The sequence below is a fragment of the Undibacterium sp. TJN19 genome, assembly GCF_049339485.1.
Classification (GTDB): Bacteria; Pseudomonadota; Gammaproteobacteria; order Burkholderiales; family Burkholderiaceae_D; genus Undibacterium.
The window spans coordinates 23,978-49,623 of the sequence record NZ_JBMPPL010000009.1 but is presented as its reverse complement, the minus strand read 5'-3'; the positions used below and the strand labels follow the sequence as shown (position 1 = coordinate 49,623).

Here is a 25,646-nt window from a genome sequence, read left to right as displayed (position 1 = left end):
ATACATAGATAGATCTACAAAGGGAAATCATGAAAAAAACATTATTGGCACAAGCCTTGAGCGTCATTTTTTTGGGTGCAGCGATTGCATTACCAGCTCATGCGGGCGAAGCAGAGTTACTGCAAAGAATAGAAAAACTGGCTGCTGAACTGGAGTCGATTAAAGCCGAGCTGGCAGCAGCACGCAAAAAAACTGAAGTGGTTGAGCAAAAGCAGGAAGCACTGGCCAGTACCGTTGCCGCTGCCGGCGCAACAGGGGCAACTAATGGCAATCCTGCCGGTAACGCAAGTGGCACAGCGTCTTGGGCACAGTCGACAGTTGTCAGCAGCTATGGTGAAATCAATTACACACGCCCCCGGAATTCAACTGCCGACACCCAGGCTGACGTGGCACGTGCGGTGATTGGTATCAGCCATCGTTTTGATGCGAAAACCAAGATGGTTGCCGAATTCGAATGGGAGCATGCCGTTACCTCTGCCAGTGACAAGGGAGAGTCCGAGGTAGAGCAACTCTATGTTGAGCATGAGCTCAATAACGGCATGCGCATCAAAGGGGGGTTGTTCCTCATGCCAGTGGGCCTGATAAATACCAATCACGAACCGACTGCATATCATGGTGTGCAACGTAATTTCGTAGAAACATCGATTATCCCTTCGACCTGGCGTGAGGCTGGTATAGGTTTGTCGCGAACGCACGACAACGGTCTGACCTGGGACTTGGGCATTACAACCGGATTTGACCTGAGCAAATGGGATGCGGCCTCGACAGAAGGTGCTGATTCACCGCTGGCCAGCATCCATCAGGAAGGTCAGCTTGCAAAAGCCCATGACCTGAGCTTACACGCGGCCCTGAACTGGCGCGGTATCCCTGGCTTGTTACTGGGTGGATCGGTGTTTAGTGGCAAAGCTGGTCACGCAACGACTGATTTTGCAGCAAATGATGCACGTGTAACATTGTGGGACCTGCATGCACGCTATACACCTGGCTTGTGGGACTTGTCTACCGTTTACACGCGCGGCACAATCAGCAATACCGATGCGCTTAACCTGACCTTTATCGGCCAGCCAACGCCGGTGCCATCGTCCTTCTTCGGCTGGTATGGCCAGGCTGCCTACCAGCTCAGGAAAAATGATCAATACACTTTCACACCATTCGCTCGCTATGAAATATTCAATACTGCGCGCAGCTATTCCCTGGTGCCTCTGGGCTTGGGTATTGCCCCGCACGAAGATGAAAAAGTCACTACCGTCGGTGCAAGCCTGAAAGTGGGTGAAGGTGTGATATTCAAGGCTGATTACCAGAAATTCAAGCTCGATAGTAGCCGTGACCGTTTAAATCTCGGCGTTGGCTACTCTTTCTGATATCTTAGCAGATATCTTTATCATCTGAATGCCTGAATTATGAGAACTGACGCTGTTGCGCCCTTAATATTGATCAGCCTGGCGGGCGTTAGCAACCAGGCATTCGCAACGCAATATCTGACTGTGGAACAGGCGCAAAAGGCGATTTTCCCGGATGCCAGCACATTCAAGCCAGTTACTTTGCAACTGACACTGGACCAGATGCACCAGATTGAAAAATTGGGAGGCTTGCCAGCAAGGTCAGCGGCATGGCGAAGTTTTTCTGCATTCAAGGATGACAAGCTGTTAGGTTATATCGTGCTTGACGACGTGATAGGAAAATTTGAATTGATTTCTTATGCTGTAGGCTTGCTACCTGATGCAAGTATCAGGCAAATAGAAATACTGAGTTATCGCGAAAGCCATGGTTTTGAAATTCGTAATGCCAACTGGCGTCAGCAGTTCGTCGGCAAAACTGCTGGCGCAGGTTTGAGTATAGGGGAGGGCATCGCCAACATCAGTGGTGCTACCCTCTCTTGCACCCATATCACCGATGGCGTGCGCCGGATTGCAGCACTGGCGCAAGTGGTGCTCAAGAAGTGAAAAGCAGGGCGCAACCCTGGTTGGGCACCATGGTCGAAATCAGTATTGCTGACGAAGTGATCGATGGCAATACAGAAAACAATGACAGCGACCATGCAGCTGTATTCGATGATGCATTCAAGCAGATAGCATTGATTCATAACTTGATGAGTTTTCATTCGTCAGACAGTGATCTGATGAAGATCAATCATTCTTCAGTAGGCAGTGTCATTCCTGTAGATGCTCATACTTATGCGGTGTTACAGGCAGCCATGGAAGTCTGCGTAGCCAGCGAAGGCTTATTTGATATACGTATTGCTGGCTGTTTGATGGCGTGGGCGATGTTGCCATCATCATCGCAAAAACTTCCCGACTATCAACCCGGAAAAATGGCATTTCACCTGACAGAAGATGGGCAAGTGCATAAACAGACGGCAGACTGGCTGGAACTGGGCGGCATTGCCAAGGGCTATGCCGTCGACATGGCCATATCCAGCCTGCGACAGGCCGGCGTGAAAAACGCCTGTGTCAATGCCGGTGGCGACTTGCGCGTCATTGGCGATATACCGACACAGATCATGTTGCGCAATCCAGCCAATCCAGTTGAAATGAATTATGCCTTGTATTTGCAGGATCAGGCATTGGCGACATCAGCAAGCTATTTCTCTCAGAAACAGACAGAGCAGGGCAGCTATGGCGCCTTGGTCAATGGTCAAACTGGTGAAAGCGTGCTGACAAAATCCAGCGTTTCCGTATCGGCCAGGTCATGCATGCTGGCTGATGCCTTGACCAAAGTGGTAATGGCCAGTGGCGAGGCCGAACATTCCTGCCTGGCACAATTTGGTGCTCAAGCCATTATAATCTAAGTCTTTTGGCCGCCGGCCATGCCGGGCATTGCATCGCACCCCTATGAAACATAATCCCCATCATCTTTCGCATGCCCGCAGCCGCTCAGTCAGTTTCCGCCTGGAGCGCTGGCACAGGCGAACAATTTATGGGATAGGCATGACCCTGATGATCACCGGTTTACTCTGGCTGCTCGCACATTACTGCTTGCGGGTCAACGGAGAATTTGGTGAAACCGTGCATCCACTCGAACATCTATCCATGCAAATGCATGGTGCGACATCCATGTTTGCCTGCTTCTTTATCGGCAGCCTGCTTAACAACCATATTCGTCGTGCCATCAACGCCCGTCGCAATCTGACGACGGGATGGTTGATGATCACTTTACTTGTCTGGTTAAGCGTCAGCGGATACGGCCTCTATTATCTGGTGACGGAGGACAGCCGCAACCTCTGGTCGCTGTCCCATTGGATATCGGGTCTGCTTCTACCATTGCTGCTGATCTGGCATATCAAGGCGGGTAGGCGGTCAATTTCTGAATCTGCATAGGGTGGGCACGATTGCTAGCCAAACACGAGGATGTACGGCCGGGTCTCTGGCGCCACTTTTGGCTGACCGTGTCAGTGTGAACATGGGTATCCACGCCAGCGTTGGGATCTATTTTTCAATGCTGCAAAATATACAATTCTTAACAATGCTGCGTGCCTCACCGCGATTCGCTGGCTGACGACCCAATGAAACTGGACAATTTTCGGGTGACTGTTTTGAGCAAATTTCCATGCAGGTGCCTTGCGGGCCTGTTGATTCCACTGATGCTGTTAAGTGCTGACGCGTGGGGTCAATCTGATGATGCCGCGCGTGCCATTAGGGAGACACCTGCCCCCTATGCGCGTGCGGCGGAAATTGACGCGATGCTGACGAAATACTTCAAACCGGACGAACCCGGCGTTAGCGTCATCGTTACCCGACACGGCACCACACTGCTCCGCAAGGGGTATGGGATGGCAGACGTGGAGAATGGCTTGCCCATGCATCCCGGCTTGCCGTTGCGGGTGGGTTCCATCACCAAGCAATTCGCAGCGGCGGCGATCATGCTGCTGGCCGAGCAGGGTAAGCTCGCCGTATCGGATGAAATCAGCAAGTACTTGCCGAGTTTCCCTTGCATGGCCGTCACATTACCATCGGACACCTGCTCACCCATATCTCCGGCATCAGAAATTACACCGCCTTGCCGGCATTCGGCACGGTGATGGACAAAGATGTGGGCGTCGATGAAGCCATCGCTTTTTTCAAGGACGCACAATCTGAGTTTCAACCCGGCCAGCGATTTTCGTACAACAATTCGAATTATTTTTTACTCGGCGCCATCACCGAACAGGTATCCGGAATGACATACCCGGACTTTCTGCAGCGCCAGATTTTCCAGCCTCTGCAAATGGACAACACAGTGATCGAACAAAGCTCGACGCCGTCCGCGGATGTGGTCGGATACACACAAAGCAGAAAGGGTAGCGTCCGTGTGCCGCACTACAGCATGCGCTGGCCTTTTGCCGCAGGCGCTTTGCGTACCAGCGTCGACGATCTTGCCCGGTGGGATGCTGCGATCACCAGCGGCTTGCTGCTGAAGGCTGAGTCCTGGGGGCGGATGGCGACCAATTACACTTTAGTTGGCGGCGGCCACACCGGCTACGGCTATGGCTGGTTCATCCGCCAATTTCCTGGCAGCGATGCAATTGAACACGGTGGCGACATAGGCGGTTACAGCGCAGATACGTGGCGCTTTCCAAAAGAAGCGATCTTTGTCGCCGTGCTGGCCAATAACGATGCCCATGATCCGGCACCTGACGCCATGTCAGAGAAAATCGCCAAGATCGTGTTGCGCCATTAGTGCAACACCGCCGGCTACTCATTAATGCCGCAAGAGATAGGGATCAAATCGCAGGCAGTCACTGCTGATATGGATTGAGCATGATCGACTATGGTGCTGTTCTGTCGCCTCGACATACCTGCCCTTCAGTAACTCAGCCGCGAACGCGGCGACGGAGAAAGCGCTACTTCAGTAGCCCGAGGATGTGGGGCGCTGGCGGGGTGCGTGGAACTCAATCGGCTTCTAGAGTTGCGTTACGACAACTGATTGTGCGTGGTTAGTCGGCATTTTTCGCCAACTGCGCTGCGTATCAGTGAAAAATCAGGGGTCATATGCTCTTGGCAAGTTCGCAGCATCAGCTTCAGCAACCGCTACTTTCACTGCTTGATTTGCCGCTTCTCTGAAGATGTCGCCAAGAATCAAATTTTTCAGGTTTTGCATTCGCGTTCTCCTTGCGCCAATTATAGGGCGTTCACATAGCAGGCGCGTGATAAGTCGCATGATCGGCTTGCAGCGCACTATGAAACTGGGAGCGCTGCCGAGCACTCCATGCCAAGAATTTGTCATCCAGTGGTCTCGACCTTAAACGTATCGCCACTCGATAGGCTGCTTGGTGTCGAGAATTATCGGTCAGGTGCTACGTCCAAGGCCAACCGCATGCGCATTTTCTGGACGAAAGATGGAAATCAAATTGTAGGCTGCATCCTCAACGGCGCAGCCTCAAATATCTGGCGCTACGGATGAAGATTTCAGTTTAATATGATTGGAATTTGATCTTTGGAGACTTTTTCAATGCCTAACTCCACACTTTTCCTGCATGGCGGACCGGGACTGTCGAGCGTGGCCGAGCGCACCTGGATCAACGAGCAGCTCGATATCGCTTGGTGGGAGCAGCCGCGGTCTAGCGGCCCCCATGCGATCAGCTACGACATTGTACTGGAAGCGGCCGCTAGCGAATTGCATCGACATTTTGTCGCATTGGGAAAGCCGATTCGCCTGCTCGCCAATTCCTTCGGTTGCCGCCTCGCGCTGGATTTGGCAACGCTGGCGCCGCAACAATTGCACAGCATGGTGCTGTTGGCACCCACCTTCGATTTGCCTATTAGTTACCACCGTTTTGCGCGCCTTCTGATGAAAAAAGCGCCTACCGCCATACTGGAAAGTGCGCTCCAGGCATACGAATCCGAACCGGCGCCGGCTTGTTTTTGGAGCCTGATTGGCGCGATATTGCAGGTGCCGCGATTTACCGACTATTATTGGAGCCCGGATGCCAAGTCTCATAGCGAACGCTTTGCCGAATTGATGTCGAGTCCAGCTGGATTTGACTTTCGGACTTTTCAACAAGTCCTCGACAGCCTGCTCGCGCGTGGCGCCTTGCCGCTGCCATGCCCGTTCCCCGGTCCTGTGACGGCAATATTTGGCTCATTCGATCCCTATTTGGATCTTGCAGAAGACACCGAGTCACTGCACAGGCTTCTCAAAAACGCACATATTCAGGTTGTAGAGTCGGGCCACTTCCCGCACCTCGAACTAGCGTCACAACATTGGTTGCCCGCCATTGATGGTGTCTGCGTATCCACCAACGGGCTTTAATGGATTATAACGATTTCCTATTGCGCTTGTATCGCGGTACCCGGGACGTCCCCATCGACGAATTTCCCGAGTTTGCCTTCGCCATCACCAAGCAGGTAATGGCGTTCGATTCGGCCCGTATGATGGCCGTCGAGGTCGGTGCCGACACGGCAACCGTCCACTCCTCGACAATGCACAATGAGCCAGATAGCATCCACCTGGATTGGGAACAGATCAGTAGCAGGGACACCGTGCTCCAATCTGTGACCTCGCTTCCCGACAGATCTTATAATTTCAATGCCCAGTGCCTATACGCCAAGCGCGACAAGCTGATCGTGCTAGATTACGCAAATCGTTACAACCACAACAATGGCTTGGTGATCGCGGCAAAAAATTCGGAAACTGCCTATTGGGATGGCATTTCACTCTACCGTGCGCACAATGCGCGGCACTTTACGGGAGACGAGGAATTACTGCTCGAATTACTAGCCCCGCATCTACGCCAAGCCTTCGAATTGAATCGCTTGCGGGGAATGGATGCAGCGGAATGTGACAAGGCGATGGCGGTGATTACGCCTGGTGGCACGCTTGAATATTGCACATCACGATTCGCCGAAATAGTGAGCCTGGAGTTTCCAAATTGGCACGGGCATAGACTGCCGGCCGCGGTCCTTGCTGCCTTAAGTCGGGTCGGTGTCATGTCATTTGGCGGCGCAAAAATACGCATGAAAGTGCGCCAGCAGCGCGGGCTATTGTTCGTTTTTGCCTTGAGTGACAAGGTATTGGCGCGCCTGACCGACAGGGAATTGATGGTGGCGCGCTTGTTCAGTCAAGGACTATCCTACAAAGAAGTCGCTCGGCGCATGCAAATTGCGCCCGCAACCGCGCGCAATTTCATCCAGAAAATCTATGTAAAACTCGGTGTTCGTGGCAAAGGAGAACTTGCCATCTTGATTGGCCACATCTGACCTGCCTCGCTCATAGTTGCCACGCCCGCATGATGCATCTGCATCATTTACGGGAATACAGGCGAACTGTCAAACTGAAAGCACTACTTGCGTTCGACAAGCAGGACTGTCCTGGCTTTTGGTGAGCGACGTTCAGCATGAAGTACAACGAGCGAAAAATGAAAGACAGACGGCTTCTGATCGCGGTAGCGCTGGGCGCAACGAGACGAGCCGTGACGAATATTGTCGTCCCAGCTCCGATTCAAACCTTAACTCACGGAAGAAATACGCCGAGAACGAGAAAATGAATCAACACAAGCCGAACGACTTGAAGCCGCATCCTGTCCGGGCCTGCTTCCTGGGTTATTCAGTACATCAATATTTTTTAGATTGCTACTAACATGAAACATTCAACTTTACGAATTTGTTCCTTTGTTTTTTTACTGGGCGCTCTCGCTTCATGCGGGGGCGGCAGCAATTCAGAAAAATCAAGTCAAGTCATCCCATCAGACGTGACCATATATGGCTCCTGCGGGAACACTCCCAATTATAAGAATGAAATTCTTATCAGCCGCTGGAAGCGCTTCCCGATTACGTTGTATGTCGACCTAAGCAATGCCCCAGGTGTGGATATTGGAAACAATAGATCTATCTACCGGAACGCAATTCTTTATAGCGCCAACAATTGGTCGAGTGCCGGGAATGGAATTGGAGCTATTATTCTCGTGTCAACGCCTGACGCGGACATCGTAGTGAGATTTGGTAGTACGCCAACCGCGGACTCTTTCGGTTCTACTAGTGTTGTATTCGATGGTAACTATAAAAAGAAGGCAACAATAAACCTGAATTTGCAAAAATTTAGCACCCTTTCGCAAACAATATACTTGGATTATTGGCTGAAAATAACTACGACTCACGAAATGGGGCATGTGCTCATGGCATATGGCCACCCAGTTTCAACGAGAAATAGTGTGATGTTTCAGGGGTCATCCATCGAAGGTCCAACATTGGAGGATCTTAATACGATACGAGAGGCCTATTGTCGGGTAGACTCCCAAAGCTACCCTAATCCGTAAGCAGCCTAACGAACTCGTTTCCATCTGCCCACCGCGTTAGGGTCTAATTTCGTACGATAGCGAAGAAAACTGTTAGCTCAGCGATGGCGTGCTGATCGACGACTGCCGGAAGATTTCCCAGCGGCTACTCAGTGATTAGCTAGTAGCCGAGCTGGATGCTTTTACGGCCATTGCCGATGAACGCGATTTTGAGGTCGTAACCGAGCACATTCGCAAAGCTATCGAGAAGTACAAGCTAGAGGACGCTTTGGACCGGCTTCACGCCTTCGTAAATAAATTTATTCGGATCAAGTGTTTGAAGCACGGAATTCAAGAATGCGGCAGTCATTGATCTGTGTACCAGGAAGACAAGTGCACAAGCAATTGCTCAAAAACTAGCAGTATGCAGGCCGACGTTGTATAACTGGAAGAATCAATTACTCGGTCGTGAGGCAGCCCCATCAATGAGACACCAGAACGATTCAAAGCCAGTTCCTGAGCAAACAGAGCTGCAGCGGCAAGTCGAGTCGCTTCAGCGGGACATCCGGCGATTACAGCTAGAACACCAACTCTTGAAGAAGGCCAATGAACTGTTAAAAAAAAGCCTGGGCGTCGATCTGCAGATCCTGAGCAACCGGGAGAAGACGCTGCTGGTTGATGCCCTGAAGCAAACCTATTCGCTGTCAGAACTTCTGGTCGAACTTGATCTCGCGCGCAGCTCCTACTTTTATCATCGAATCCGACTCCGAGGCGCTGACAAGTATGCTGATGTGCGTCTCGCCATCACCGAAGTGTTCGAGTGCAATCATCGTTGCTACGGTTATCGATGGATGCGTGCTGCACTTGGCAGGCGCCAGATATTTATCTCGGAGAAAGTCGTACAACGTTTGATGAAGCAGGAATGTCTGGTCGTCACCGCTAACAGAAGGCGTCGGTATGGATCCTATCTGGGCGAAATCAGCCCAGCGCCGGAGAATCTCATCAATCGGGACTTCCAGGCTGCCACCCCAAATGAGAAATGGCTTACCGACATCACGGAGTTCCAGATTCCGGCTGGGAAAGTGTATTTATCGCCAATAATCGATTGCTTTGATGGCTTGGTGATCAGCTGATCTATCGGTACACGTCCAGATGCAGATCTGGTGAATACGATGTTAGATGCTGCCATTGAAACGGTAGAAAACGGCGGAGACCGACCTATCGTTCACTCTGATCGTGGCGCCCACTATCGCTGGCCTGGGTGGCTCTCAATGATACACAACGCAAAGCTGATTCGTTCAAGTAGTTGATTCCTACATTCGCTAGTATAACGAAAAACGCATTAAAATATCCCTTGGCTCACTCAGTCCCCTCGAATACCGAAAAAGCCTCGGATTTACGGCATAAACCAGTCCAAGTTTTACGCCGCACCTCCACTTTGCTGGATAATTTGCATCTATTGTGACCCACGTTTAGCACACAATCCTACTTATCTTAATGAGCAGGGAGCAGGAGTGATTGACGTGGCATTACTAGGTATTATTCGACGCTGGCACATTCGTGACCAGATTCCATTACGGGAGATCACCAGACGAATTGGCATCTCTCGCAACACTGTCCGGCGCTATCTGCGCGACGCTATCTGCGCTCTGAAGTCACAGAGCCAGCCTATGCGGAGCGACAAACAACCAGTCCCATCGACAAATATGCATTGCAGCTTTCAAGCTGGCTTAAAACCGAAGCGGGTAAAAATCGCAAGCAGCGACGAAGCTTAAAGCAGCTCCATCTCGATCTGAAAGAACTGGGATTTGAAGGGTCGCATGACCGGGTGGTAGCCTTCGCCAGGAAGTGGAAGGTGGATCAAACTGACACGGTCAATTCAGCTAGCAAACGCACAAACCAAACCAAAAAGGTGATGGCGACCAAGCCCTTGGCACCAAAAGCCATCCAACTCAATTCCAGCCATTTCGCGCGGTAATCGTTGCGGTCGCGGTTGATGGTCAGGTGTATGCAAACGCGCAGGCATACAGGTAGCGTATTGTGCGGAACAATTTGAAAACAATGGGTCGCCCATCTCCACCATTGTCAAGGGTGTCAAGGCAAATATGTTCTTGTAACACGCAGTAACAACAAAAAGAAGAATTAATTATTTAACATTGTTATTGAGCATTAACAAATTCAACGCAGTTTCAATAGTTTTCATAAAAACATTAAATCCGTTAAACCTCGTGGAAATTTCTGTTTTGCCATTCATTTTTGAAATAAATAAAATCATTCAAAATTTTTTGAAGAAATCGCTAAACATTTTTTGAATTCCGTGGATGCCTTGCATATATAGGTAATGGTGCAGTTAATTCGTTATGTATTTGCCAATTTAAATTTCTATTGAGCAATGTCGACGGATTGATATTTACGAAAAGTAAAGGGTTAGCAAAATGGTCGGAATAGTAAATGGTCAGGGTTTGGGCGCGAATTTGAATGCATTGAATTTGCTAGGACAAAGAAATCAGTTGGGTCAATCTCAGGTAGGGCGAAACGGGCAGCGAGTCTATGTCAATGGCAAAAATGGCAATTTGATTGTTCAGAACCAGGATCTGCAATTATTCGATCATGGCCTCGATCTTGGTGTTTTGCGCACCTACAATAGTAACGGCCAATTTACAGACGACAATGGTGATAACTGGCTGACAGGATTTTATGCCAAACGCATCGATGTGATCGGCCAGATTGGCGTAGCGGGCAGCAGCGTTGTCAAGACCGATGCCGATGGCTCGCAAGTCACCTTCCATTGGGACGATGCCCTGCAAAAATATACCGGTCAAAAGGAAGGGGAAGTTAAAAGCACCCTCAGCATTGATGGCGCTCAACTCGTTTGGAGTCAGGGCGACAGCGGTCTATCAGAATCCTATGACATCACAGGCGGGCGTTTATTAGCCACCATTGACCAGCTCGGCTATCGCGTCAGCTATGAATACAATGCCAATGGCTTACTCTCCAAGGCAACGGCAGACAATGGTGTATCCACCAGCTACCAATATGACGGCAACAACCTCACTGCAGTTGTTACCCATTATCAAGATCAGGCCGGACAATGGCATGATCAAAGCACCGTACATTATGTCTACGACACACAAAATCGCCTGTCTGCCGTAACGCTGACAATCGCACCAGCAGAGCAGGGCGGTACGGAAAGTGTCTATAGCACCCGTTACACCTATGACGGAAACAGCAAGCGTCTTTCCAACATCACACAAGATGACGGGACACAACTCGCCTTCGCCTATAAGCAAATCGCGGGTGATTATCGTGTGACGCAAATTGAAGATGCACAACACAATATCACCCGTTTTGCCTATGATTTTGGGAACGGCATCACCACCGTCGACGATGCTTTACACCACAGCACCGTGTTGACCTACGGATCCAATGGTAAATTGATCGCCATTGATCAGCCACTGTCTGATCTGTCTGTCTCCCACACCGACTTGCATTACGATGCTAACGGCAATTTGCTCAGTGTTGCTGGCGACAACGGTCATGTCGATGAAATGACCTATGACGATCAAGGCAATCAAACATCCAGTCGCGATGCCAACGGCAACACCGTTGCCCGCGCCTACGACAGTTTTGGACAACTGCGTAGCGAGACAATTTACCTGACAGCGGATGCCGATGGGGCGGGTCCGGCATTACCTGCCGATGGTAGCGTCACGCGTTATTATTACCAGCCGGCTCCTTCTGGCCGTGGCGAATTGCTCAGATTTATTGTCAGTGCCGAAGGGCGCATCACCGAATACCGCTACAATGCCCAGGGCCAGCGCATTACTGCCCTGGCCTATACCGGCCAGTCGCTCGATGCCATCAGCCTTACCGGCAATGAAACCGCCGACACCATCAATACCTTAGTACAAAACCTGGTCCATAACAAAGATGGTCAGGCGCAGTCCAGGACTGATATTTTGCGTACCGACATGAGCTACGACGCCCATGGTCAATTGACCAGTGTCATCCGCTTTGTCAAAGTCCTGGTGGATCCCACCTTCAGTGGCGCGACAGAAGGTCAGGCCGAAACCCGCTACGTCTATGACCAGAACGGTCACCTTCTCTCAAAACTGGATGTGACCACTACAGTACAAACCACCTATGCCTATGATGGTTTAGGTCGTGTGCTCAGCGTTACCGAAGGTAATCAGGCTACTGCAATCAATCAGTATGACGATGCCGCCAGACGCGTCACAGTCACGGATGCAGCGGGCATCAAAACCGTCAATATTTACGACAACCTTGGCCATCTCGTGACATCGGCAACCGACGGTGCTGCCGCTGTCGCCAGTTATCACTACGATGTCACAGGACAGGTCACGTCCTACCAGGATAAAAGTGGTTTAAAAGCCTGGAAATTCTACGATGATGCTGGGCATAACATTGCCACCATCGACAGTGCTGGCAAGCTCACGGAATTCACCTATAACAAAGCGGGCAACCTGACCAAAATCCATCTGTACGCCTCAGCACTTGATGTGGCTACCTTGACCGACTCAAATGGGGAGCCAAAGAACCTGCAACTTGCAGATATAAGGCCGGTATCAACAGCAGGTGACAGCTCCACATGGCAAGTGTTGGATGACGCTGGCCGTCTGGTATACCAGATCGGCAGCAATGGTGCAGTCACAGAGAATCGTTATGACGGCGCTTCACAACTGACTGAACTTATTCACTATTTCACGCCAATTGATACCAGTCAGTTGGGTGACAGCCCCATTGCCGCAGACATCGCCTTGGTCAAAGATAATGCCAAGGATAGTCGCACGCGTAATTTCTATGATCGCGACGGTTTGTTGCTGGCGACACTCGACACCAACGGCGTATTGACACAATCACTGTACGATGGTGCCAAACAAATTATTGAAAAACGCGTTTACGCCCAAAAAGTCAGTGTTGAACTGAGAACAGAAGGCACGCTTGCCCAATTGACTGATGGCCTTAAAAACGCAGGTGACGTCCGTACACTTTACACTTACGACGGCAAAGGTGAGTCGGTTTCCCAGCAGGCGATGACGGGTTATGCCGATGTGATTTTACCTGGTGTGCACGACATTGAAGGCAGCATCGTCCAGCCTGGCGAACAGGACAGTTATCAGTTTGTCGTTAAAGAACGGTCGCGCTTCTTCTTTGATGGTGTGCAGGGCGACCAAATTCAGTGGCAACTTGATGATGGTGTCAAAAGCCTGTTTTCAGGAAAAGGTCTTGAAGACAGTAGTGACAATTTCCTTGATCTCAATGCTGGCACCTATTACCTGACGGTCAATGCCAAGGACGGCAAGACAGGAAATTACCATTTCCGCTTGCTGGGTGAAGAAGCTGCTATTCCCCTGCAGGCTAATGTGGAAATCAGTGGAGAAATAAACCCGTCCACACTGGCTACCCTGTATGCGATTGATGTGCAAGCCGGCGATAGGCTCTATTTTGCGCATGCTGGCGGATCCAATTGGAACTGGCGTATCTTCGGTGCGGACGCCGCAATCGTTTCTGCGGGCGCTTATTGGGAGGATAGCAATGCAGTCGTTGCCAGCACGACCGGTAAATATCTGATCAGCATAGAAGCTTCGTCGCCAAGCAACGCGATACCGTTTTCATTTAAATTGTATAAGCAAACTCCGCCTGCTGTCGCAGGGGTTTTGGGGCAAGCCTATCACGTAGATTTGCCAACTCCGGGCGCTGCTGTCAATTATGATTTCGATGTGGCGCAAAGCGGTTGGCTCAAATGGGATCAAATCTCCAATGTTGACAATGTCAACTGGCGCTTGCTTGATGCTAAAGGGCAGGTCGTCTCAGGCTGGACATCCGGGCGTGATGAAAACGACTTGCCACCCACGGCGGTAATGCCAGGGCGTTATCATCTCGAATTTTCTACAACAGGTCGTGCGACCAGCGCCTTTGATTTCAAACTTTTGTCCGTTGCAGAATCCGCGCCTGCCAATGTCACTAGTGGACAAACTATTGCAGTAGGTTCATCTTCTGGCAGAGAAGATAATGTCTATAAATTGCATGCTGAGGCAAATTCGAATTTGAGTTTCAGCGCCCAGTTCGACCAGCCAAATGCCGTTGCGCATTACCAGGTAACAGACCGTACAGGCCACATCGTTAAAGCGGGCGAGTTAGGAAATTCCGAGTACGCTACGATTGTATTACCTCAAACCGGTGATTATTACCTATGGCTTGGCGGCTCAATACGAAACAATGCGGGCTTCTCCGGAAATCTGGTAGTCCAAAACTGGACAAATGTCGCGCATGCCAATGGTTCGCTGAGTAATGCAGCACCAAACAATCTGGCTGGAACAATGCTAGCACCAGGACAGATCACAAAAAATAGTTTCCATCTGTCCGAGTCCGGCACCTGGTTGTTTGAAACGACTAAGGGCTTAAGTGACGGGCAATGGCAATTAATTGGGCCAAATGGAACCGTCATCGACTGGCACTCCCTAAATACGACGCCCGGCGCTGATGCAATTCCCGTCTATCTGGTCGCCGGCGACTATGAACTCGTCGCCCGTGCTGGCAATGCTATAGGCAATTACGCAATCAACGCAATATCTGTGCAGACTGCCCGGCCGCTGGCCAATAATATCAGTGCTGACCTCCCTAGCTTGGCTGTCGGCGAATCGGCTTTGTATCGTCTCGCTTCTACGCCAGAAGACCAATTCCACTATACTCTCAACGCCCAAAATGGTGATTTCAGTGTCCAGGCTATTGATGCTTATGGCCGTATTGCGTTCAATGGCAGCACGGCTGTAACTGGGGACTTCAATCAAACCAAGGCGCAAGGGGATATTTTTGTACGCGTCACACGTGTAGTCGCAGGCCAGGACAATATCCTGTTCACCACTGTGCGCACGCCAGTAGGCGCGGACACTGTTGCAGCAGGCACGCCTATTACCATAGGCCAAACTGTCACCACAGGTGCTGTCAGCAGCGATGCGACTTACAGTTTTGATCTGGCGCAGGATGGCTTGCTATTTGTTGATTATCCACCAGGGGTAATCAATGCTGTAAAAATAGCCAGTGCGATCAAGGAAACTTATATTTACGGTACCTCGTCATTCGGTTGGGTGCCTGCCGGGCATTATCAGATCAGTTTCTTGCAACCTGGCAAAGAGTTTTCTTTTACGGTTAAAACTGCCATTGCGGCAGACCCAGTGGCCGCCAATCAACATGTCACGTCAGCATTTTCAGATCAACAAAATGTAGAACTTTTCCGCATGGATGCCCTGGCAAGCGTCAACTACCAGCTCGCGTCATCAATCTCGAGTGGGCAGACCTATGCGATTTTTGATAGCTATGGCAATCAACTGGACACGGGATCGTTTTCTAATCTGCAAAAACAAAACTGGTCTGTCAGCACTTCGCAAACCTGCTATGTAGCTGTGACCAGAAATGGTGCGACCAGCACAGGCGCAGAAGGCATTGATTTTACTGTCGCTGAATCAGTCAATCTTGGTACCCTGTCCACGATACCGTTAATTGCTGGCACCGAACTTCATCTGGGTACTTTGGCTGCTTCACAAACCATTGCGCTCAAACTTGATGTGACGCCGCTGGATGTAGCAAACTTCCGCGTCCATTCTTCTGATAGTCAGCATGCTTACACCGTTCATGCCTATGACAGAAGCGGATACAAGCTCAATGTGGTGACACACAGGGATGATGCCACTGGTGATCAGTTATTTGATGTCACGCAAAGCAATATCACTGGCCCGGCTACGCTTGTATTTACGAATACTGCTGATGCCAGCACGCAATCAGCGCTGACTGTGAACGCACAAGTAACAGCCATCGCACCAGCAGCGCAGGAACAAGGCCAGATCAATCTTAATGAATGGGTGGTGCCGAATATTGATGCCGATAATGGACGTTATTCTGCCAACTATGGCCTGAGTATTGCTGAAGATGGATTGATTTTTGCTGATACACAGACAAATGGCGTCTTTTTCCGTGACCATCCAGGATTGCGTCTATCTACGCCGGACGGGAATCAACTGATTTCTTCCGATTTTGGTGAGGGATTTGTCTTCAAGGCTTTGGCGGGCGAATACAATCTGAGCGTATTTCAGCGTCGAGATACCTTCAATCATATCCGTATCCAAAACTCGAGTACGGCATCGGTTTTGGCAAAAGGCGTTCTGACGAGTATTCATTCAACTGACATAAATACTGATGCTCTGTTTTATCAGGATTTGAAAGCAGGTGATGTTTGGAGTTTCCAGTCAGATGATTCGACAAGTTTTGACTTGTATTCCCTGGATGGCAATCTTGTTGCAAGCTGGCCAAATTGGGGTAAAAACACCGCCACGATCAATAAAGATGGCCGCTATATCTTGCATGTGCGCAGTGATACCTTTGATGTCAATCTGACCGCTAGTGTAGTAAGCCAGCCTCTGCCGCTGCCACAGGAAAACATCGTGCTTGCCGATAACCTGGCCAACGCCATCAATAAAACATTTACTGCTGCCGGCCAGGAAGCAGAAGTGACATTTGATCTTGCTCAGAGTGGGCTATGGTCCTGGTCAACCCTTGCTGCTGATGCTCCTGTCAGCGCGACATTGGTTGGCCCCAATGGTAAAAAAATCGATATTGCTGACCTGAGCACTGACCTTGCTACATTTGCCAACATGGCGTATCTGGAAAAAGGGCATTACACACTCAAATTCGTCAACAACGGCGGCCCGACCACATCATTGTCTGTCCGACTGGCGTCCTTGGCTGGTGCGCCAGCAATCAACAATAATGTCGCCACCGAATTGCAACAGCTACAAGTTGGCGAAACTGCCTGGTATCGCGTTGCGGAAACGGCCGGTAGCACGGTGTCGGCAGGCTTGTCTAAAGATGGAGTGCATTTTGCAGCCAGCAGTGATTTTGAGTTGCGTGCCTTTGACAAGTTGACCGGATTTGGAGCAGCTACTTTATTGGCCGATGGTATTTTACCGAACAGCGTTTCAAAGACAATGGCTGCAGATGGCAACTTGTATGTCATGGTACGCCGTGCCGCTAATACGGGCGAAGATGCGAAATTGCTAGTATCGAGTCAGCCTGCATCGGGTTCCAGTGCGAATGCCACGCCTGTTGACGTTAATACGCTCGCAGTCTCGCCCTTGCCACATCAAAGCTATAACTTTGATGTGGCAACTGAGGGTTGGGTTGCACTTGAATGGCAGGAAGGGAACTACCAGGACTGGACATTGACAGGGCCACGTGGTGTGGAGGCCAATGGTCATATTGGTGAACAATTCTTAGGCAGTTTGAACGGGTATGGCTCAGTCCAGGGAAATTGGAAAATGCCAGTCCAATGGTTGCCAGCTGGGCATTACCAACTGAGCTTAAGCCATGGTAGTGGTAATGCACGGTTTAAGCTGGTTAATGCAGATCAGGCGCAGCAAATCCTGCCAGGTGACAAGATTGTTGTCGATATGGCTTCCGATCAAAATTATGCCGTGTTTGGCATCGATCTGAGTGCCAAGGGTGAAACTCAGCTGACCGGTCTGGCTGATGCGTCGCTGGGTAACTATTTCCGTTTATATGATGCTACTGGTGTAAAAGTGTGGGAAGGAGATCCTTCCAAAAATGAAGGGCTGCAATTCACGCCAGCACATAGCGGTCACTATACTTTACTCGTAGAGCGTAATGCTTTTGATACGGTAGGCGGTACGGCACTTCGATTTATGGTGAACCAACAATCGAGTGTGGCTACGCCCTTGCCTTTAGGGCAAATAGTTCAGAATCAGTTTCTGCATAATTACCAAGTCTATCGCTATTCTTTCACAGCAGATACGGCATCTGAATTCACCCTGTCTGATTTAATGAATGCGGATCGAAATGGCATAAGTTTAAATTTAATCGATGCATTCGGTAACGCTATACCTCGCCTGAATTCAGGTGCAGGGAACGACGGACAATATGCGTTTAGTATTGCTGCTGGTACCTATACTTTGCAAGTATTCAATCATGAGGGAAATAATTGGCCCGTCGCTTTTTCGTTTAACACCAAGTTGTTGCAAAATAAAGATGAAATCAAGTCTGGTGATACCACCAATGTCAACTGGGCAAATGGTGTTCCGGATAAAGTGATTAATATTGCTGGCGAAGCTGGCAAGACCTATTGGCTGGATGCGATCACGCCGTTTCCATATAATTTAGATATTTTTTACAAGGTAGTTGATTCAAACGGATTGGCTTTTTCCAGTGGGTCCATCAGGCACTACACACGCAATTACAATGATGCTCCGGAAACTGGTATTGCCTTTACTGCCCCCCAAAAAGGCACTTACAGCGTACAGATGTTTGCCAATAGTGGCCAATTGAATGGCAATATGACCTTTGCCCTTACTGAAGGTCAAATCAAACAAGAAAACTACGTCCTGGGCAGCACAATCAATGCGTCTCTCAATATTCCTGCTGACCAGCAAAGCTACAATTTTACGCTGACAGAACCTGCTTTTGTCTGGCTCAATGTATCGGGTGGTGCTTATAACGTCAGATTGAACAGAACAGACATCGCGTCCACAATTTTAGCTTCTAACAATAATAATTCCTTTGCGCAAAGTGGACTCTATCACCTGGCCGCTGGAAGTTATGGCTTTACATTTAACCCTGCTCAGGATGCGCCGGGTACTTTCCATTTAGCGTCGACTCTGGTCAGTGATTTGCCGGCGTTGACCCTTGGTGTTACTACACCTGTTACCGTCGACCAAAGCCGCCAGCAAAGCATCTGGCGTGTGCACGGCAGTGCAGGCCAAAAGTTATTGATCGATGCCCGTCTGCTGGGCGGAGCAAGGAACGGTCAACGCTGGGACTTGTATGACACCAACGGCGTTTCCATTGCCAATGGAACCCAGTATCAAAACGGTGATCAGTCGCAGGGTGTCACTCTGCCTGCAAATGGCGATTATGTGTTTGTACTTGGCGGCGCAAGTTCTGCTGACGAAACTGCGCGTAACAGCTCAGTCTATATCGGTGTCGTCGCCGAGCCTGTCACTGACATCCATATTGGCGATCAGATCAATGCCGCCATCACCAACCCTGGCAACATTAATCATTACCACTTCACGCTTGATCACGACAGCACTGTTGTAATTGATGCAATGGGAGGCGCGGCCTACCTGTCTTTGACTGGTCCGCAAGGCAATCTGCTGGATTTGCCCCTCGCTGACAAGTCTGGCTACGCCCTGAAGACACTCAGTGCTGGCAGTTACACCATCAATGTAGGTGCCGCAGGCGCAGCCACAGGCAATTTTGGATTCAAACTGCTGTCCTTGGTCGGTGCCGCAACGGCCCAGGCGACACCGTTGACCCTCAGTGCAGACCTTGGCGCAGGTCGTAGTCTTGGAATATTCAAACTCGATATCCAGCCTGGTCGTCAATACAATCTCGATTTCACTAGCCCAGTTGGCAATCAGGACGCGCTCCATTACGTCGTTGTTGACCAGTCAGGTCGCACTATCAGTGATGGCTGGACAAACACGGATTCCGTCAGTTTTACCACACCAGCAACAGGTGGCGTCTACCTCCTTGCCAAACAGTCCAGCGATTCCAATGTTCTACAGCACATTGAGGTGAAACTCAGGCAACCAGCTTCTGCGGCGGCTGAACTGGTCTGGAACCAGCCGATATCTGTCCCGATGGCAAGTCGCCAGGATCAATATAGTTATCACTTCCATCTGGATACAGCAGGTTGGGTGCAGTTGCGTGATATCAGCGTGAACTCCCCATATACCACCGTCCAAATTGTGACGCCCAATGGCAATGTCGTCGCAGACCGCACGAAGCCCGATGCTTTCCTCGATGCCGGTGACTATGTTGTCCGTGTCACCAACAATGTAGACAATGCAGAAGGTACGGCACAATTTACTGTAGCTTCCTTGCCAGCCATGCACAACCTGGAAAGACAGGGCGGCATCGCACAAACATTAAGCATGCCTTCAGGAAGCGATACCCAGTCTGTCTGGTCAATCAAGGCACGCAATGGCGATCATATCCATCTGTCCGCTCAACAATGGGCGGGCAGTGGTAGCGTCGAGATAAGAAACAATTCGGGTGCGGTTGTGGCGAGCTGGAATCCTGCCAATGGTGATACTGATATCACCGCAGGCGATGGTGGCGTATTTTTGCTCAAGGTACAACGTGACAGCTTGTCGAATGTCGCTTCGAATGCCTATTCCTTTACCGCAACGGTCGGTGAAGTGGATGTACCGCAAGCCGTCACTTCGGTCTTTAGCGCCTCGGGCTATATCAATGGTGGCGAAACGCAAAGCTTTCCGTTTGAAATCAGCGAATCTGGTTTGTGGTACCTGGATCGCAATGTCAAACCTGATGCCTATGCCGCTTACCAAAGTGCGCAGATTATCGACGTCAATGGTGTCAGCTTCAAAGCCAATAGCTATGGCGAAGCGCAATTCCTCAAAGCAGGTCGCTATACCTTAAACATCGCGCAAAGCTATTACCCAAGCACTTACGATTTTACACTGCGTAATTTGAATGATAGCCAGGTACCTGGTTTGCAACTCGAACAGTCAGTCACGGCGGCCCTGAGTAGTTACTCAGCGCTAGTTTATAAAATCGATGCAGTCGCTGGCAATAAACTCAATCTCAATGTTCAGGGAGGAACCGGCAACTACAGCACCAGAAACTGGCGTTTGCTCAATCAGTTTGGCCAGTTGCTGCAACAAGGCAAGGTCAGTCAGGATGGCCCTGCCTATGAAGTCAGCGATACAGCCCCGGTTTATTTGGTATTGGATAATTCGGGCAACACCAGCAACATCAACAATAGCAGCATTTCATTCCAACTGACCCAGGTTAACAACAGCGCTGTCCGCAACATCAGTCTGGGACAGACCGTAACGGGCACGCTCCCTGCTGGGCAGCATAGCCGTTCATTCAGTTTGACCCTGGATCAGACGAAACTGGTACAGTTCGATCGTTTGAACATGGTTACCAGCGCGGGGGTTAGCTGGCGCTTGGATGGTTCCTATAACGAAGGTAATCTGGCTAACCAGGAACTACCAAAAACAGATGGCTATGATACCGGTGCACGTGAATTCAATTTAAAGCCAGGCACCTACACCCTGACCGTTTATGGCAATGAAAATGCGACGACCGAATTTGGTTTTCGTCTGCTTGATGCCGCTGCCGCGATCCCTCTGGTGAATGCACAAATTGTGGAAGGGCGCTTATTGTCAACGGGTGAAACCACCAGTTACAGCATCAACGCGCAAGCCGGTGACAGCATCTATCTTGATTTCCGTGACCTGGCACAACGTAGCTACGTGTACGAACCAGAAAAGGGTGGCTGGCATTTCAACTACACGGCCAATGTCCGAGTGGTTGATCCCTATGGGCGACAGGTCGCTTATGGAGACCTCAATGACGTGGCGCTGGTTGCCACCGTCTCAGGCAAATACACCATCGATGTCGAAGACCGCGAACGAACCGATGCGTCTGTCCCCTACACCCTGGCAGTATTCGTTAACCCAAAAACTAATCCACGCATCATTGACCTCGATAATACTGCCACAGCAGGTATCGATCTGACGATTCAGAATGTCAATGTCATCCCTGTAGTTGCCGACACGCCGCTGCAATCTGGTTCCGAAATCCGCATTAACTGGCAAACTGTTAATAAGGGTTCCAAACCGACGATCGGTGACTTTAACGAACGCGTGGTCGTTCGTAATACCCATACCGGCGATATCATTTTGCAGGCAAACCTGCCTTATTTGGAATCGCAAGATAGCGGTCCCATAGCAGCAGGCGCCTCCATCAGCAGAACTGCAACCCTGCGTTTGCCAGTTGGGACTGTCGGCGCAGGTGATCTCGAAGTCACCATAGAAACCAATGCCGATAATACCCAGAACGAAATAGGAAACGCTGCACAAAATAATCTAGCGACCGCTCGATTCAGTAGCGGCCTGGCACCGTACCCGAATTTACAAGTGAGTGATATAAAAATGTCACCTGCGTCAAATTGGCAGGCTGGTGACCAGGTTAGTATCGCATGGATCACCGCCAACGCTGGCAATGCAGCAGCAACTGGCGCCTGGGCAGAACGGGTTGAACTGATCAATCTGACGACAGGTGCCACCGTGGCTGACCTGACCCAAAGCTTTACAAGTCAGAATCTGGCGAGTGGCAGCAATGTTACGCGTAGTGCCAACATCGTCTGGCCAAGCGGTATCAATGCTATCGGCAGTTTCCGTTTGCGCGTCATCGTTGATGCCAACGCGCAGGTAGCAGAGTATGATGCATCCGGTGCGCTGGAAAGCGACAACGTCGGTGAGCAGGCATTCGGTGTTGGGCCGGATTTGCAGGTACGCAATGTCGGAGTTCTGGAAACCGGCATCAAAGATGGGGATCTCGTCACTATCGTGTGGGAAGATGTCAATCATGGTGCTGTTGCGGCACCGGCTGATTATCAAGACCGCGTCGTTGTACGTCAGCGCAATCTTGATGGCTCCCTCGGCACTATTATTCTCGATACGGCGATTGGTTTCCCTGAAGATGCTGGTCAGGTGCTTGCCTCCGGTGCTGCCCGTGTCCGCTCTGTCAAAGTGGCTTTGCCAAAAGGCGCTACTGGCAGCGGCCAATTTGATGTCAGCATCGTTGCCGACAGCAATACTTCAGGCGCTGGCAGCATCTTTGAAACCAATTTGCTTGGCAATGCCGAAACCAACAACACCGCTAGCAGCCAGTTCAGCGCATCGTCCCATGACTATGCCAACCTAAACGTCAGCAGCTTTACCATACCGGCTAACATCAGTTCAGGTGATGATGTTGTCATCACCTGGGTGGTCAACAATTCCGGTACTGCACCGGCTTCCGGCTCCTGGACAGATCGTCTGATATTAACCAGCGATGGCACCATCGGCAACACCGATGATATCGTGCTGGCCAACGTCAAATACACCGCTGCACTCGCCATCAATGGCACTTATACCCAATCAGCAACCGTCCATATTCCTGCGCGCATGGTCGGGAACTATCGTTTTGCTGTCGTCACCGACGTCAATCGCGCTGTAATAGAACCTGATACCCGGGCCGACAACATCCGTTTGTCTGGTGTGGTGGCTATTGCACCAACGTATACTGATTTGGTGCCGGCGATTATCATGGTGCCTGCCCAGGCATATGCTGGCCGCGATGCCCACATCGAATGGCATGTTGAAAACAAAGGTAATCTGGCGACAGATGTAAGCCGCTGGGTTGACCAGATTTACCTTTCATCCACCCCGGCTATTGGGGTAGATGCCGTACTGCTTGGTTCCCTTACTCACGTTGGCGCGGTCAGTATCGGTGGTGCCTACACCGGTGCACTTGATGTCAGCTTACCTGCTGCAATGACAGGCTCTTATTATTTCGTCGTTAAAACCGATGGCTTTGGTAATTCTTACGAAGCCGGTAATACAGCCAATAATATCGTTGCCACGCAAGGTCAAACCACCATCCTGGCGCAACCAAAGCCCAATCTCATCGTCAATGCCGTTACGACAGACCAGACCTGGAAAGTTGGCGACACTGTGCAAGTCAGCTACACCGTTAAAAACACAGGTAATGACAATGCCGACAGCTGGACGCAAGAACAATTGCGCCTCGTCAATATCGATGGCCCGGCGCAGTATATGACTGTTGCCACTTCTCCTGGTACCTCCAGAAAATTATTACCTGGCGATGTCTTCTCCAACCAGATCAGTTTCAAAGTGCCCGACTTGCCAGCCGGCCAGTGGCGACTCGAAGTCATTGCGGATGCGTCAAATTACATTTCTGAACTCAATGAGTCCGACAACATAGGCAGCACCATCGTACGGCTTGTCAGCCCCGATCTGGCGGTTGACTCGCTGACGGTAAGCGATAAGCTCAAAGGCGGCGATACGGCTTCCCTGAGCTGGGTTACCCACAACAACGGTAGTGCGGATGCGCTTAATGTTCGTGATGTGGTCTACCTGTCGCGAGACGGCATACTCAGTGCTGACGATATTAAATTAGGGGAAGTCGTTCACGGTAGTATCGCTTCCGGCGCTGTCGCCAATGTGTCCCTGTCCGTGCAATTGCCGGTAGACAGCAGTGGACAATATCGACTCATCGTTGTCACCAATCCTGACAATACCGTGGATGAAAATGGTCACCGCGACAATAATCAAACCGACGCCGGCATCATTGTTGCGCAAGATACCTATGCTGACCTGGCTGTGCAATCCATCACTAATCCTTCGCTGGTGATTGGCGAGCAGCAAAACATCAGCGTCAGCTATGTTGTCACCAATCAGGGTACGGGTGCGGGTCGCACCGGTTCATGGACCGACGTTGTCATTTATTCTAGTGATGATATTATTGGCAATAGCGACGATATCGTATTAGGCACTGTAGAACATCAAGGTGGCTTGCAGGTTGGCGACAGCTATACGGGCACGGTCACCTACCTGACCACCGATGGATTAAGCCGTCATGGCAATGTCTTCGTCAAGACCGACAAAGAGGGCAAGGTTTGGGAAAATAATCTGGAAAGTAACAACACGGTCAAATCAACGACCATGCTTGACGTCATGCCCAAGCCTTATGCCGATTTAAGGGTGGAATCCGTCACCACATCGACGCCGGTATTTAGTGGCCAGCCCTTGCAGCTAACCTGGTCAGTCGCCAATCGAGGTATCGGCATCACTGACCGATCAAACTGGTCAGACAGCATCTGGTTAAGCAGCAACCCGGACGGCAGCGGCACCCGTTATGAACTGGCATCCGCATCGCATCTGGGACAACTAGCCGTCGACGGCAGCTACACCCGTACATTAACGGTCAACGTACCTGATGGCATCAGCGGCAATTACTACGTCAACGTTAAAACCGAAGGTCCATTTGAATTTACTCATACCGACAACAATACCGGCACCAGCATAGCCATTCCCGTTCAGTTATCAGCCTCGCCTGACTTGGCCGTGACCAACATCAGCGTGCCACCCGGCGCGCTGGAAGGTAGCACCACAGAGTTGAGCTGGACAGTACAAAACCAGGGCAGTGCACCTGCCGGTGGTAAGTGGATAGATACCGTTGAACTGATCCCCATCACTGGTAATGGCAACATCATCTTGCTCGGTAACTTTACCTATACCCACGGTCTGGAAGCCGGTATCAGCTATACCAGAAAAGAAGAAATCCGCTTGCCGCTGCGCACTGAAGGCGCGTATCGTGTCCGCGTCACCACCAATAGCCTGCTTGGTAGCACCACAAATGGTGACCAGGTTTATGAATATGGATCAGCGCGTACCAATAACGTCAGCCTCTCTGGTAGCCAGATCCAGGTAGATCTGACCCCGCGCCCGGATTTGCATGTAGGGCAGATCAATATCGTTGGCGATATCAAAGCGGGCAATACCGCAGGCGTCAGCTTCAGCGTCACCAATACCGGCTCGGTTGCCAC

At 50.6% G+C, this 25,646-nt stretch carries 9 protein-coding genes and 3 pseudogenes (1 of these 12 cut by a window edge); all 12 read left to right on the top strand.

Annotation, left to right across the window (positions count from 1 at the left end; translation table 11 throughout):
• The first annotated feature begins 29 nt into the window (after nt 1-29).
• A complete protein-coding gene (locus ACO0LH_RS21220; protein ID WP_422943129.1) occupies nt 30-1,361 on the top strand; it encodes a porin in 1,332 nt (443 codons plus the stop codon).
• A 39-nt stretch (nt 1,362-1,400) separates the two neighbouring features.
• Nucleotides 1,401-1,943, top strand: a complete 543-nt coding sequence (locus ACO0LH_RS21215; RefSeq protein WP_422943128.1) for an FMN-binding protein — start codon at nt 1,401-1,403, stop codon at nt 1,941-1,943.
• Between the two features lie 29 nt (nt 1,944-1,972).
• Entirely contained in the window at nt 1,973-2,788 is an 816-nt protein-coding gene (locus tag ACO0LH_RS21210; RefSeq protein ID WP_422943127.1) for an FAD:protein FMN transferase, read from the top strand.
• A gap of 139 nt (nt 2,789-2,927) precedes the next feature.
• Complete coding sequence (locus ACO0LH_RS21205) at nt 2,928-3,317, top strand: DUF4405 domain-containing protein (protein WP_422943126.1); 390 nt, start codon at nt 2,928-2,930, stop codon at nt 3,315-3,317.
• A gap of 185 nt (nt 3,318-3,502) precedes the next feature.
• Nucleotides 3,503-4,656 (top strand): annotated as a pseudogene (locus tag ACO0LH_RS21200) (serine hydrolase domain-containing protein).
• A gap of 771 nt (nt 4,657-5,427) precedes the next feature.
• Complete coding sequence (locus ACO0LH_RS21195) at nt 5,428-6,228, top strand: alpha/beta fold hydrolase (RefSeq protein ID WP_422943125.1); 801 nt, start codon at nt 5,428-5,430, stop codon at nt 6,226-6,228.
• The gene (locus ACO0LH_RS21190; RefSeq protein ID WP_422943124.1) at nt 6,228-7,175 is read left to right on the top strand and encodes a response regulator transcription factor; all 948 of its coding nucleotides are present in this window, start codon (nt 6,228-6,230) and stop codon (nt 7,173-7,175) included. The genes ACO0LH_RS21195 and ACO0LH_RS21190 overlap by 1 nt, the downstream gene beginning before the upstream one ends.
• A gap of 380 nt (nt 7,176-7,555) precedes the next feature.
• Nucleotides 7,556-8,230: a hypothetical protein gene (locus tag ACO0LH_RS21185; RefSeq protein ID WP_422943123.1), complete on the top strand. Its 675-nt coding sequence runs from the start codon at nt 7,556-7,558 to the stop codon at nt 8,228-8,230.
• Nucleotides 8,231-8,535: 305 nt separating this feature from the next.
• A pseudogene (locus tag ACO0LH_RS21180) lies at nt 8,536-9,595 on the top strand (IS3 family transposase); the annotation flags it as partial.
• A gap of 116 nt (nt 9,596-9,711) precedes the next feature.
• Nucleotides 9,712-9,825 (top strand): annotated as a pseudogene (locus ACO0LH_RS21175) (winged helix-turn-helix transcriptional regulator); the annotation flags it as partial.
• Nucleotides 9,826-9,899: 74 nt separating this feature from the next.
• Entirely contained in the window at nt 9,900-10,166 is a 267-nt protein-coding gene (locus tag ACO0LH_RS21170) for a hypothetical protein (protein WP_422943294.1), read from the top strand.
• A gap of 457 nt (nt 10,167-10,623) precedes the next feature.
• A protein-coding gene (locus ACO0LH_RS21165) for a tandem-95 repeat protein (protein ID WP_422943122.1) crosses the window boundary here: on the top strand, nt 10,624-25,646 show its start. 23,611 nt of this gene lie beyond the right edge of the window; the window shows 15,023 of its 38,634 coding nt (coding positions 1-15,023); its start codon is at nt 10,624-10,626; its stop codon lies beyond the right edge, outside the window.

Coding starts and splice junctions, on each gene's coding strand:
- ACO0LH_RS21220 (WP_422943129.1), top strand. CDS start 30: ATGAAAAAAACATTATTGGCACAAGCCTTGAGCGTCATTTTTTTGGGT.
- ACO0LH_RS21215 (WP_422943128.1), top strand. CDS start 1,401: ATGAGAACTGACGCTGTTGCGCCCTTAATATTGATCAGCCTGGCGGGC.
- ACO0LH_RS21210 (WP_422943127.1), top strand. CDS start 1,973: ATGGTCGAAATCAGTATTGCTGACGAAGTGATCGATGGCAATACAGAA.
- ACO0LH_RS21205 (WP_422943126.1), top strand. CDS start 2,928: ATGACCCTGATGATCACCGGTTTACTCTGGCTGCTCGCACATTACTGC.
- ACO0LH_RS21195 (WP_422943125.1), top strand. CDS start 5,428: ATGCCTAACTCCACACTTTTCCTGCATGGCGGACCGGGACTGTCGAGC.
- ACO0LH_RS21190 (WP_422943124.1), top strand. CDS start 6,228: ATGGATTATAACGATTTCCTATTGCGCTTGTATCGCGGTACCCGGGAC.
- ACO0LH_RS21185 (WP_422943123.1), top strand. CDS start 7,556: ATGAAACATTCAACTTTACGAATTTGTTCCTTTGTTTTTTTACTGGGC.